Below are 12,710 nucleotides of genomic sequence, written 5' to 3' on the forward strand. Positions count from 1 at the left end.
TGCCCTCGGCCTCACGCCTCCTCGCCGATCGCCAGTTCCCCCGCCACCGCCGCCACCCGCGCACGGTGCACCGCGTCCTTGATCCCTTCCGGGTTGCCCTTCATGCCGGCCGCCACCTGCCCGGCGTCCACGGCCCGCGCCGCCACCAGCGCGCGCCGCAGCCGTTCGGCCTGCGGATACGGCTGCGCCTCCAGCCCGAGCCGGCCGCGCGCATCCGATTCGCAGGCCTGCAGCATCTCGGCGAAGCGCGCCGGCTTGCGCAGCGCGTCGGCGCGTTCGAGCAGGCGCACCAGCGCCGCCGCGCCCATTCCCATCACCTGATGCAGATTGCCGTGCTCGCGCGCCACCAGCAGCGCCAGGTCGCGGCACTCGTTCGGCACGCGCAGCCGGTCGCACAGCGGCTTGAGCAGATCGACGCTGCGCCCTTCGTGGCCGATATGGCGCGGCAGCACATGCTCGGGCGTGGTGGCCTTGCCGAGATCGTGCGTCAGCGCGGCGAAGCGCACCGGCAGCGAATAGCCGTGCTTGGCCGCGTAATCGACCACCATCATCACGTGCACGCCGGTATCGACCTCGGGGTGATAGTCGGCGCGCTGCGGCACGCCGAACAGCGCGGCCACCTCGGGCAGAATGCGTTCGAGCGCGCCGCATTCGCGCAGCACCGCGAACATGCGCGACGGCTTCGCCTCCATCAGCCCGCGCGCCACTTCCTGCCACACCCGCTCGGGCACCAGCGCGTCGACCTCGCCGGCCGCCACCATCGCGCGCATCAAGGCGACGGTATCGGGCGCGACGGTGAAATCGGCGAAGCGGGCCGCGAAGCGCGCGACGCGCAGGATTCGCACCGGATCCTCGACGAACGCCGGCCCGACATGGCGGAACAGCTTCGCGGCCAGATCGGCGCGGCCGTCGAAAGGATCGACGACCTCGCCGGTCAGCGTGCCGTCCGGGCTGACCTCGCGCGCCATGGCGTTGACCGTCAGGTCGCGCCGGCCGAGATCCTCCTCCAGCGTCACATCGGGCGCGAAATGGAACTGGAAGCCGTGATAGCCGGCCGCCGTCTTGCGCTCGGTGCGCGCCAGCGCGTATTCCTCGTGCGTGCGCGGGTGCAGGAACACCGGGAAATCCTTGCCGACCGGCCGGTAGCCCTGCGCCGCCAGTTGCTCGGGCGTCGCGCCCACCACCACGTAGTCGCGATCCTGCACCGGCATGCCGAGCAGTTCGTCGCGGATCGCGCCGCCCACCGCATAAATCTTCATCCTGCTCCTCCATGACGCCCGGGCAGCCGCCGACGGCCGCCGCGCGTGCGTTGCATCGTCAGTCGAACACGCGCGTCTCGCGGCGCGCATCGTCGGCCCAGGCGGCCACCGCCGGATCGGCCAGCATCCGTTCGACATAGCCGGCCGCGATTTCGGACAGCGGCGGCGCATAGGTCACGAAGCGCAGCACGACCGGCGCGTACATCGCGTCGGCAATCGTGAATGCACCGAACAGAAACGGCCCGCCCGACGCGGCCAGACAGTCGCGCCACAGCGCATCGACGCGCGCCACGTCGGCCAGCGCGGCCGGCGACAGCTTGCGGCCCGGCAGCGTGGCGCGGATGTCGAGCGGCATTTCACTGCGCATCGCCATGAAGCCCGAATGCATTTCGGCCGACACGCAGCGTGCCCGCGCGCGGGCCGCCGGATCGGCCGGCCACAGCGCCTGCTCCGGATGGCGCTCGGCGAGCGTCTCGGCGATCGCGAGCGAATCCCAGATCGCGTGGCCGGCGTCGTCGATCAGGCACGGCACCTTGCCCGACGGCGACACCGCACGGATCTGCGCATCGGTCGCGGGCGTGCGCAGTTCGATCAGCGTCTCGTCGAAGGCGATCCCGAAATGGCGCATCAGCACCCACGGCCGCATCGACCAGGACGAGTAGTTCTTGTCACCAATGATCAGTTGCATGCTTGCCTCGTGCGGTTCGTTCAGGATTCAGGGGAAGGCGCCGGGCGGTGCGGCGAACGCGCGCAGCGCACTGCCGGGCAGGCCGACGCGGTCCGGCCGGCTCGGCTCGGCTCGGCTCGGCTCGGCTCGGCTCGGCTCGGCTCGGCTCGGCTCGGCTCGGCGGCAGCCTCCACCATTAACGGCGTGAGCGCCAGGCGTCGTGCCGCGTGCCGCCGACGCCCGCGCCGAGATACCCGGGCGCGACGCCCTCGATGCTGGCCGGCCGGATGCCGAGTTCGGGCGCGAGCGGCCCGTGCATCACGTTCGGCACGCGCATCGAGGCCAGGTTGTCGCGCGTGATCAGCGGCTCGCCGGGAAGACGCTCGAACACGGCCGCCTGCACGCGCGCGAGCGCATCGGGCAGCCGCACGATCCGTGCCGCGCGCCCGGTCAGCGCGCCGCAATAGCGCACCAGTTGTTCGAGCGTGTAGACGCGCGGCCCGCCCAGTTCGTAGGTGGCGCCACGCGCCTCGCGCAGGCTGCACGCCATGCGCAGCGCCTGCGCGACGTCGCCGACGTAGATCGGCTGGAACTGCGCGTCGGGCATCGCGAGCGGCAGCACCGGCAAGAACCGCTGCAGGCGCGCGAAGGTGGTCAGGAACGCATCGCCGGGGCCGAATACGACCGACGGCCGCAGCACCGTGACCGCCAGCGCCCCGCCGGACGTGTCGGCCGCCGCATGCAGCGCGGCCTCGCCGTCGCCCTTCGAGCGCAGGTACATGCTCGGGCCGCCCGGATCGGCGCCGAGCGCGCTGACGTGCACCAGCCGCGGCACGCCCGCCTCGACACAGGCAGCGGCCAACGCAGCGGGCAGCGCGACATGCGCCGCGCGAAAACCTTCACCGTAGGGATGACCGTGGCCGCCGTGCAGCGTGCCGACCAGATTGACGGCCGCGTCCGCGCCGGCCACGAAGCGCGCGAGCGAGCCGGCGTCGAAACCGCCGACTTCGACGATCTCCACGGCCAGCATCGCGAGATGCCGTGCGTGCTCGCGGCGTCGCGCCACGATCCGCACCGTGCAGCCGTCGCGCAACAGCGCGGCGACGAGCCGCGCGCCGATGAAGCCGGTGCCGCCGACGAGCGCGACGATGGGACGATCCATGAGCGAGCCTCCGTCAGATGTCGAAAACGCGCGCCATCGAGGCCATCAAACCGTAAGCCGTGCGGCTCCGCTGGGCGAGGAGCCGCACGGCTTACCTGGCGCTCGAGCCGCCATCGAGCGCGAGGCCGCGCTCAGGGCGCGACGAAGCCGAGCCGCGCCTTCAGCGATTCGGGCTTGCCCTCGAACAGCGCTGCGTAATAGGTGGTGTTCGACAGCACGTTCTTCACGTAATCGCGCGTTTCGTTGAACGGGATGGTTTCCGCGAAGATCGCGCCCTCGACCGGCTGCGTGAGCGCCTGCCGCCATTGGCGCGGCCGGCCCGGGCCGGCGTTGTAGCCGGCCGTGGCCAGCACGGCCGAATTGTCGAACTTCTGATAGATGTCCGACAGATACCAGGTGCCGAGCTGGATGTTGGTGTCGATGTCGTGCATCTGCGTGCGCGTGATGCCGCCCATGCCGAGCTTCTTCGCCACCAGCTGCGCCGTGGCCGGCATCAACTGCATGAGGCCACCCGCGCCCACCGACGATTTCGCATTGGTGATGAAGCGCGATTCCTGGCGAATCAGCCCGTAGGCCCATTCGATGTCGAGGCCGTTGGTCTGCGCATAGCGCTCGACGATCGGCCGGTACGGCGACGGGTAGCGCAGCGTGAAATCGTGCATCGCCGTGGTGCGGTCGGCGGTGTTGACGGTGCGATCGAGCATGTCGATGCGCTTCGCATACTCGGCGGCGGCCAGCAGTTGGCGATCCGTCATGCCGCGCAGCGGCCAGTTCCATTCGCGGTTGCCTTCGAGGCGCAGGTTCAGCGCGTAGAAGCGGCGCGCCAGCCCGAAGCCGGGCACCTGGCTCATTGCATCGACCTCGGCGTCGCTCACCGTGGTGCGCGGCGGGATCACGGTCTGCTGGCCGAGTTCCTCGGCCGACAACTGGCCGTAGAAATCGAAGCGGCCCGCCACCTGATCGAAATCGCGCCTGGCGCCGGCCGCATCGCCCGCCTGCTTCAGCGCGCGGCCGTGCCAGTACAGCCACGACGGTTGCGCGCGCAGCTCGTCGGGCATCTGCTCGACCGCCCAGCGCACCATCGGCCAGTCACCGGCCAGCAGCGCGGCGCGCACGCGCCACTCGTAGCCCTGCACCGACAGCGGCGCACCGGCCGACTGCTTGTAATACTGCACCGCCATCGGCGAGCGCTTGACCGCCGCCTGCAGGCCGATCTCGCCCCAGGCGATCGCCTGCTCCGACTTCGAGAACTGGCCGAGCGTGCCCATCATGCCGGCGGCCGCGTCGGGATCGTTGCGCGCCATGCGCGTGATCGCGATCAATGCCAACTGGCGCGAGGTGGCGTCACTGCCGACGCCGCGCGCAAGGAACAGCGGCGGCGCGCTGGCGGCCTGGTCGAGAGCGGCCGGGCGCGGGCCGAGCGCGTCGGCGATCTTGCCCGCCACGTTCACGTAGTTCTGTTCGTAGGCGAGCCGCGCCTGCGCCCAGACGTCGTCCGACGAGAACTGGTGATTGAGCGCGAGCGCCGAAATTAGGTCGACGCAGGCATCGCCGTAGTACTTCGGATCGACCAGCAGGTGCCGCGCCATGTCGGCCACGTTCTCGCCGCGCGAGGCGCGCGATTCGAGCGAGTAGCACTTGACCTGGGTATCGTCGTCGAGCACGAAGCGCTTGTACTGCTCGTCGAAGTTGCGCCAATCGTGGCGCGCGCCGAGCACGAGCAGGTAATCGTTGCGCATGCGGTCGGCGATCGCCTGGCCGTCGTTGCGCTGCAGGAAGCTCAGTACCGGCGCGTCGGGCGCATCGAGACGCGCGTGGCCCGACGTGTCGAACAACTGCGGCTTGATCTGGAAATAGTCGAGATAGGTGGGCGCCGGATAATTCGGAATCATCGCGGCAAGCTGCGCGGCGCGCGTGGGATTGTTCGCACGCGCGGCTTCGCGCAACTGGATGAAGATCTGGTCGTCGTTCGACGAAACGTCGTCGACGGGCTGGGCGGCGCAAGCAGCCGCCCCTGCGGCCAACACCACCGCCGACAGCGTGATGGCGGTCGCGCGATATACTCGGACGAGGCTGATGGACATCGATTTGACTGGAGCACGAAGTGAGCGAAAGCATAGCACGCCCCCCTGTCGCAAATCGCAAGCAAACGTTGCGCGAAACGCTCTCGCCGTTGCGTCGCGAAGCGAATCTCGACAAGGCTGCGAACGACGCGCTCGCGCACCGCATCCTCGATCTGCTCGGCAAACATCCGCTGCTCACGGTGGGCTTCTACTGGCCGCTGCCGGGCGAGTTCGATGCGCGCGACGCGATCGCCGAATGGCTGTTGGACGACACGCGTCGACGTGCCGCGCTGCCGGTCATCGCGCAGCCCTACACACCGCTCTCGTTTCGCACCTGGACGCCCGACGCGCCGATGCGCACCGGCCATCACCGCATCCCCGAACCGGCCGACGGCGCGCTCGTGGTGCCCGACCTGCTGCTGATCCCGTGCGTCGGCTTCGACAAGCGGGGCTTTCGGCTCGGCTACGGCGGCGGCTATTACGATCGCACGCTGGCCGCCTGGCCGAACGACGCGTTGCCGGTCACGATCGGCGTGGCCTACGAGGTGTCGGCGCTCGACGCGCTGCCGCGCGAATCGCACGATCGCCCGCTCGACTGGATCGTCACCGAATGCTATGCGTACCGGTCGGGCTCGACCGGCTGATCCGCCGCTTTCTTCGCTGCTCTTATTAGCCGCTTCATAGCCCGCTCCATAGCCCGCCTCATAGCGACGCGGCGGCCCGCGCCGCCGTGTCGTACAGCCCCGACGCGCTGCGCAGCAACTGCGCGGCCTCGCCGATCTGGGCGTTGGTCAGGCCGCTGTCGCGCAGCGTGTCGATCAGGCAGCGCTCGCGCACCTCGCGGTAGCGCTCGCACAGTGCTCGCCCCTCGGGCGTCACCGAGAACAGCACTTCCTTGCCCGATTTCTCGCCCACCACGTAGCCGCGCGCGGCGAGCTTCTTCAGCGCGTAGGTGGCGACGTGCGTATCCTCGATATTCAGCACGAAGCAGATGTCGGCCAGCTTCTTCGCGCGGTCGCGATGGCCCACGTGGTGCAGCAGCGAGACTTCGATGGCGGTCATGTCCTTCGCGCCGGCGGCCGCCATGCAGCGCACCATCCAGCGGTTGAACGCATTGCCCGCCATGATCAGCCCGTATTCGAGCTCGGACAGCTCGACGCTTTCGTTCGAGACGAGATGCTCGGCCGAGACGATCTGGGTCGGATGGCGCTGGGTGAGGTCGGTCACGTCGGGAACCATGGAGGACGAAAAACTGCCGCAGTGTACGCCAGATCGGCGGACGGCCCGGCCACTTTGCAAAATTCTTATCGATAAATTATCGATAATTTGTCGATGATGTATCATCGCCCCGAACCGATGCCCGCGAGCCTTCCATGACCGCTCCCCGTCTCTATCCGCTTGGCGATACCGCCGTCTGCTGCGAGGCGCCGCCGCCCGCCACGCTCGACTGCCAGCGGCGCGTCTGGGCGGTGGCCGCCGCCGCGCGCGCCTGGCCGCACGTGGTCGACGTGGTGCCCGGCATGAACAACCTGACGATCGTGTTCGACCCGGTCGAAACCTCGGCCGCCGCGCTGACGCCGCACATCGACGCCGCCTGGCGCGAGGCGGACCCGGCCGCCGCGCCGGGCCGCGAGGTGGAGATTCCGGTGAGCTACGGCGGCGAGGCCGGCCCCGATCTGGCGGCGGTGGCCGCCCACACCGGCCTCGCGCCGCGCGAAGTGGCCGAGCGCCACGCTGCCGGCGACTACGTGGTGTTCTTCCTCGGCTTCCAGCCCGGCTTCGCCTACCTGGGCGGGCTGGACGCCGCGCTGCACACGCCGCGCCGCACCGTGCCGCGCATCGAGGTGCCGGCCGGCTCGGTCGGCATCGGCGGCACGCAAACCGGCATCTATCCGGCCTCGGCGCCCGGCGGCTGGCAGTTGATCGGCCGTACCGCGCTGGCGTTGTTCGATTCTTCACGCACCCCGCCCACGCTGCTGCAGCCGGGCGACCGCGTGCGGTTCCGCGTGTCGGAGGTGCACGGCGCATGACCGCTCGCTCCGCCTCCGCCGGCATCGAAGTCCTGCGCGCCGGCCCGCTCTCCACGGTGCAGGACGCCGGACGCCGCGGCTTCCGTCATCTCGGCGTCGCGCTCGGCGGCGCGCTCGACACGCTGGCGCTCGAGGTCGGCAACCGGCTGGTGGGCAACCGGCCCGACGCCGCCGCCATCGAAATCACGTTCGGCCCGGCCGCGTTCCGCTTTCCGCGCGCCACCCGGGTCGCCCTCACCGGCACCGAATTCGGCGCGACGCTCGGCGAGCGCGCCGTGCATTCGTGGTGGAGCCTGCCGGTCGCGGCCGGCGAAACGCTCACGCTGCCGGCCGCCCAGCACGGCATGCGCGGCTACCTGTGCGTGGCGGGCGGCATCGACGTGCTGCCGGTGCTCGGCTCGCGCAGCACCGATCTGGCCTCGCACTTCGGCGGCCTCGGCGGGCGGCGGCTGCGCGACGGCGATCGCCTGCCGGTCGGCCCGCTCGGCGCGAACCTGCCCGCCTGCCTGGCGGCCGAGGCCCGCGAATTCGGCGTCAAGGCGCCGGCCTGGTGCGCCTCGCTGGCGCTGCCCGCGTTCGGCGAGGCGGCGCGGCGCGCCCACCGTGCCCACCCGCATGCGCCCCGCGCGCTGCCGGTGCGCGTGCTGCCCGGCCCGCAATACGGCGATTTCGCCACCGCCGCGCAGCAGGCGTTCTGGGACGAGGAATGGCAGGTCACGGCAAACAGCAACCGGATGGGCTATCGTCTGGCCGGCGCGGCGCTCGCGCGCGAATCGCGCGAGGAGCTGCTGTCGCACGCGGTGCTGCCGGGCACGATCCAGGTGCCGCCGAACGGCCAGCCGATCGTGCTGATGCACGACGCACAAACCACCGGCGGCTATCCGCAGATCGGCACGGTGATCCGCGCCGACCTCTGGAAGCTCGCGCAGGCGCGGCTGAACCTGCCGATCCGCTTCGTGCCGGCCACCGCCGAGGCGGCCCGCGACGCGCTGGCGGCCGAGCGCGCCTATTTGCGCCAGATCGACGTGGCGATCGAACTGCGCGAGGAAGCGCACCGGCGCCAGCTTCAGGCGGCCGCGACCGTCGCCCGGGCCGACACCCGGGCCGCCTGAACCGGCCTCCCCCTTTTGACGACGAGACCATCATGCATATCGATCTGAACGCCGATCTCGGCGAGGGCTGCGGCGCCGACGAGGCGCTGCTCGATCTCGTCACCTCCGCCAACATCGCCTGCGGCTGGCACGCGGGCGGCGCCCCGGCGATGCGCGATTGCGTGCGCTGGGCCGTCGAACGCCACGTTGCGATCGGCGCGCATCCGAGCTTTCTCGACCCGGAAAACTTCGGCCGCAAGGAGATGGACCTGCCGCCGGGCGAGATCTACGCCGGCGTCCTCTATCAATTGGGCGCCCTGGCTGCGATCACACGCGCCGAAGGCGGCCGCCTCGCCCACGTGAAGCCGCACGGCGCGCTCTACAACCAGGCCGCGCGCGATCCGCAGATCGCCGAGTCGGTGGTGGCCGCGATCCACGATTTCGATCCGACGCTGGCGGTGTTCGGGCTGGCCAACAGCGGCTTCGTGGCAGCGGCCCGGCAAGCGGGGCTGACGGCGGTGGAGGAAGTGTTCGCCGATCGCGGCTATCGCGCCGATGGCTCGCTGGTGCCGCGCAGCCAGCCGGGCGCGCTGGTGCACGACGAAGCGCAGATGCTGGCGCGCACGCTGGAAATGGTGCGTGGCCGGCAGGTTCAGGCGGTAACGGGAGAATGGGTGCCGCTCAATGCGCAAACCGTCTGCCTGCACGGCGACGGCCCACATGCGCTGGCGTTCGCGCAGCGAATCCGCGCGGCGCTGGAGCAGGCCGGGGTAATGCTGACGGCGCCGGGCACGGCCCACGCCTGAACGCCGCGAGGCGCGGTCGCGGCATCGAAGCGGCGGCACCAATAAAAAAAGCGCCCCCGGGCGCTTTACTTTTTTAATTCACGTTTTAAATAAACCGTGAATCGGATCAATTGAATGACGCCATTCAAAATCGTGTCATTCAATAATGTCGGAATCAATTACCGAATCAGAATCGGGACCTAAAATACGTCCGCCGCCGCCGGTCTTGCAACCCCGGCCGGACGGCGGAACGCCCAATTCCAACCACGCTTTCGCGTGCCTCGTAGTTCTTTGTTCATTGGCCTCGCGTACTGCCGGTGGCCGTTGCCGGCACGTCAATACGTGCCGGCAATGCCATCCTCGCGCTTTTTATGGTGCTGCTACCCCGTAGTGCTTGTCTTTTCGGATTTAAATCCGGTGTGGATTGGAGAATAGTTTTGACAATGTTTCATGTCAATCTCCAAATACGAAAAATCGGTAAGACTGTGGGTTTTCCCCATCATCAGTACGCGTCGACACGAAAACCTTGCCGCTTTAACAATTCGATCACACCTTTCGGGCCGCCCAGGTGCAACGCGCCCACCGCCACGAACAGCGGGCGGTTCGGCCCGGCCAAGGCGATCGAGCGTGCGGCGAAGCGGCGGTTGCGCTCGTACAGGATCTTGCCGTCGATGGCGTCGGCCACCGGCCGCGAGCGCGCCAGCCGTTCGGTCTTGGCGCTGGCCCAGGCGGCCAGCGCGTCGGCGTCGCCAATCCGCCACAGGCGGTGCAGCGCCTTCACGTCGTCGGCGTTCTGGGCCGGCGTCTGCACGATGTCCTGCGCCAGCATTTCGCGTTGTTCGGCCAGCGTCAGCCCGGTGAACGCCCGCATCTGCTCGGCGAGCGTTTCCAACCCCACCACGCGCGCGCCCTTTTTCTTCAGGAACACGTTCTGGAGCTGCGCCTCGGTGCCGTATTCGGTCTGCAACCCGGCGGAAATGGAATCGTAAGTTTCAACCACCAGCGCGGCCAGCCACGGCCGCATCCGGCGAATGCCGTCGAGCGCGGCGGGGTTGCCGCGCAGCCGGCCCGACAGGCGCTGCCAGAGCGGCTCGGGCAGCAGCTTCGGCAGGCACGGGTAGCGGCACACGCCGAACTTCGACACGTCGTCGGCCGATTCGAGCAGGTCGTCGGGCGACAGTTCGAGCGCCAGCACCGGCGACACCGCGAGCGCGGCCAGGATCGGCTGGCGAAACGGCTGGCCGGGCGGGTAGTCGATCGGGTCGCCCACATGCAGCGTGCCGAGCAGGTAGAGGGTGGTGCGCCCGCGCGTGGCGACGTAGAACGGCATGCGCGCCGGCTGCACGCGCACCGTGCCGCTCGACACGGTGGGATTGGGCGGCGGCGAATGGAAGCCCGGCAACGACAGCGAAGGCGGCAGCCGCGCGCCGCTCAACGGCGCATGGGCGCCGACGCCCTGCGCCTGCGCGGCCTCGCCGGGCCAGGCCAGGCCGGCCAGCAGGCAGGCGCCCGCCAGCACGACGCCGGCCACCGCCCTGGCACGGCGCGGCGCGGCCCGACGCGGCCCGCGCGCGTTGCGCTGGCCGCCCGACTGCGGCCGGCGCGCGGCCGATACCGAACCGCGCTGCGCCGCCGCCCTGGCTTCAGGCATTACCGTCACCCACCTCCTCGGCGCGATGGCAGGCCACCTGCCGTCCATCGACCTCGCGCAGCGCGGGCACCTCGGCACGACAGCGCTCGACCGCATACGGGCAGCGCTGGTGAAACGCGCAGCCCGACGGCGGATTGAGCGGCGAGGGCAACTCGCCTTCCAGCTTGATCTGGATGCGCCGGTCCGACTCGAAGATGGCCGGCGTGGCCGACATCAGCGCGCGCGTGTACGGGTGACGCGGCCGCGCATAGATGCTGGCCTTGTCGCCCAGTTCGGCCACCGCGCCGAAGTACATCACCATCACGTCGTCGGCCACGTGCTCGACCACCGACAGGTTGTGCGAGATGAACACGTAGCTGGTGCCGAACTGCTGTTGCAGATCCATGAACAGGTTCAGGATCTGCGCCTGGATCGACACGTCGAGCGCCGACACCGGTTCGTCGGCCACCACGATCTGCGGTTCGAGGATCATCGCGCGCGCGATCGCCACGCGCTGGCGCTGCCCGCCCGAGAACATGTGCGGATAGCGCTTGGCGTGCTCGGGGCGCAGCCCCACCGTGCGCATGATTTCGGCGATCCGCGCCGCGCGCTCGGTCGGGCCGAGCGGCGTGTTGATCGCGAGCGGCTCGCCGAGCGTCTGCTCGACGGTCTTGCGCGGGTTCAGCGAGGCGAACGGGTTCTGGAACACCATCTGCACGCGGCGGCGCAGCGCGGCGAGCGCGTCGCGGTTCGCGCCGGCCACGTCCTTGCCGTCGATCCGCAACTGCCCGGCGGTGGGCGCCTCGATCAGCGTGAGCTGACGCGCCAGCGTGGATTTGCCGCAACCGGATTCGCCGACCACGGCCAGCGTGCGGCCGCGCGCGAGCGTGAACGACACGCCGTTGAGCGCCTTGACGGTGGCCTGGCCGAACATGCCGCGGCGCACCGCGTAATGCTTGGCCAGCCCGTCGGCGGCCAGCACCACGTCGTCGCGGTCTGCCGCGCGCGGCTGTGCGTGGACTGCGTTCATCGTGCACCTCCCGACGGTTCGAGCGCTTGAAGATTCAACGGCCTGATGCAGCGCGCGCGCATCGCGACGTCGCCGGGCGCCAGCTCCACCAGCGCCGGACGCGCCTCGTGGCACGCGCCCACCATGTATTTGCAGCGCGGCGCGAACAGGCAGCCGGTAGGCCGGTCGTCGCGCCCCGGCACCATCCCCGGCAACGCGGCCAGCCGTTCGGCGCCCACGTTGTGCTCGGGAATCGCCGCGAGCAGCGCCTCAGTATACGGGTGGTGCGGCGACGCGAAGATGTCGGGCACGCGGTTGGTTTCGATGATCTCGCCCGCGTACATCACGGCCACGCGCTGCGCGACCTCGGACACCACGGCCAGATCGTGCGAAATCAGCACCAGCGCCATGCCGCGCTCCTTCTGCAGCGTCACCAGCAGATCCATGATCTGTGCCTGGATCGTCACGTCGAGCGCGGTGGTGGGTTCGTCGGCGATCAGCAGCTTCGGGTTGCAAGCCACCGCCATCGCGATCATCACGCGCTGGTTCATGCCGCCCGACATCTGGTGCGGGAACGTATCGATGCGGTTCTTCGCGTCGGGAATGCCCACCTGGTCGAGCAATTCGAGTGCGCGCTTCTTCAGCGCGTCGCCGCGCAACCCTTCGTGCAGCTTCAGCACCTCGCGGATCTGATAGCCGACCGTGTAGCTCGGGTTCAGGCTCGACAGCGCGTCCTGGAACACCATCGCGATGTCCTTGCCGATGATGCGGCGGCGCTGGCGCGCGCTGGCCTTGAGCAGATCCACGCCGTTGAACGTGACCTGGTCGGCGCTGACGATGCCGGGGGCGTCGACCAGGCCCATCAGGGCCATCATCGTCACGCTCTTGCCCGAGCCCGATTCGCCGACCACGCCCACCACCTCGCCCGGCGCGACGCTCAGATCGATGCCGTCGACGGCGGCGAGGCCGTTGAAATTCACCGCAAGATTGCGGATGGTCAAAAGGTCGCTCATG

12 protein-coding genes are annotated in these 12,710 nt (G+C 69.7%); 4 read left to right on the forward strand and 8 right to left on the reverse strand.

Annotation, left to right across the window (positions count from 1 at the left end; all coding sequences use genetic code 11):
• Positions 1-11: 11 nt before the first annotated feature.
• From AB4850_RS31695 to AB4850_RS31710, 4 genes are all read right to left on the reverse strand, one after another.
• The gene (locus AB4850_RS31695; protein WP_414443349.1) at positions 12-1,259 is read right to left on the reverse strand and encodes a multifunctional CCA addition/repair protein; all 1,248 of its coding nucleotides are present in this window, start codon (positions 1,257-1,259) and stop codon (positions 12-14) included.
• Between the two features lie 58 nt (positions 1,260-1,317).
• Entirely contained in the window at positions 1,318-1,947 is a 630-nt protein-coding gene (locus AB4850_RS31700) for a glutathione S-transferase family protein (RefSeq protein WP_414443350.1), read from the reverse strand.
• Positions 1,948-2,122: 175 nt separating this feature from the next.
• On the reverse strand, positions 2,123-3,088 hold the full coding sequence (locus tag AB4850_RS31705) for a complex I NDUFA9 subunit family protein (protein ID WP_414443351.1): 966 nt from the start codon (positions 3,086-3,088) through the stop codon (positions 2,123-2,125).
• A 131-nt stretch (positions 3,089-3,219) separates the two neighbouring features.
• Positions 3,220-5,172 (reverse strand): transglycosylase SLT domain-containing protein, encoded by a 1,953-nt coding sequence (locus AB4850_RS31710; protein WP_414443352.1) that lies wholly within the window; start codon positions 5,170-5,172, stop codon positions 3,220-3,222.
• 20 nt (positions 5,173-5,192) lie between these two features.
• On the opposite strand from AB4850_RS31710, the gene AB4850_RS31715 reads away from it, so the two are divergent.
• A complete protein-coding gene (locus AB4850_RS31715) occupies positions 5,193-5,795 on the forward strand; it encodes a 5-formyltetrahydrofolate cyclo-ligase (protein ID WP_414443353.1) in 603 nt (200 codons plus the stop codon).
• Positions 5,796-5,853: 58 nt separating this feature from the next.
• On the opposite strand, the gene AB4850_RS31720 is transcribed toward AB4850_RS31715, so the two are convergent.
• A complete protein-coding gene (locus AB4850_RS31720; RefSeq protein ID WP_414443354.1) occupies positions 5,854-6,390 on the reverse strand; it encodes a winged helix DNA-binding protein in 537 nt (178 codons plus the stop codon).
• 134 nt (positions 6,391-6,524) lie between these two features.
• Here AB4850_RS31720 and pxpB point away from each other — a divergent pair, with 134 nt between their 5' ends.
• From pxpB to pxpA, 3 genes are read left to right on the forward strand one after another with little or no spacing between them, the layout of a single operon-like run.
• A complete protein-coding gene (gene pxpB, locus AB4850_RS31725; protein WP_414443355.1) occupies positions 6,525-7,181 on the forward strand; it encodes a 5-oxoprolinase subunit PxpB in 657 nt (218 codons plus the stop codon).
• Positions 7,178-8,293, forward strand: coding sequence for a biotin-dependent carboxyltransferase family protein (locus AB4850_RS31730; RefSeq protein ID WP_414443356.1), 1,116 nt, complete (start codon positions 7,178-7,180; stop codon positions 8,291-8,293). Before pxpB ends, AB4850_RS31730 begins: the two co-directional genes overlap by 4 nt.
• Before the next feature lie 32 nt (positions 8,294-8,325).
• Positions 8,326-9,078, forward strand: a complete 753-nt coding sequence (gene pxpA / locus AB4850_RS31735; protein WP_414443357.1) for a 5-oxoprolinase subunit PxpA — start codon at positions 8,326-8,328, stop codon at positions 9,076-9,078.
• A gap of 481 nt (positions 9,079-9,559) precedes the next feature.
• On the opposite strand, the gene AB4850_RS31740 is transcribed toward pxpA, so the two are convergent.
• The 3 genes from AB4850_RS31740 to AB4850_RS31750 are packed head-to-tail and all read right to left on the reverse strand — an operon-like array spanning position 9,560 to position 12,709.
• Positions 9,560-10,708, reverse strand: coding sequence for a TraB/GumN family protein (locus AB4850_RS31740; RefSeq protein WP_414443358.1), 1,149 nt, complete (start codon positions 10,706-10,708; stop codon positions 9,560-9,562).
• Positions 10,701-11,717, reverse strand: a complete 1,017-nt coding sequence (locus AB4850_RS31745; protein WP_414443359.1) for a peptide ABC transporter ATP-binding protein — start codon at positions 11,715-11,717, stop codon at positions 10,701-10,703. Before AB4850_RS31745 ends, AB4850_RS31740 begins: the two co-directional genes overlap by 8 nt.
• The gene (locus AB4850_RS31750) at positions 11,714-12,709 is read right to left on the reverse strand and encodes an ABC transporter ATP-binding protein (protein WP_414443360.1); all 996 of its coding nucleotides are present in this window, start codon (positions 12,707-12,709) and stop codon (positions 11,714-11,716) included. The genes AB4850_RS31745 and AB4850_RS31750 overlap by 4 nt, the downstream gene beginning before the upstream one ends.
• Position 12,710 lies beyond the last annotated feature (1 nt).

Origin of the sequence: Burkholderia sp. 22PA0106 (assembly GCF_047497155.1) — a bacterium.
Lineage (GTDB): Bacteria > Pseudomonadota > Gammaproteobacteria > Burkholderiales > Burkholderiaceae > Burkholderia.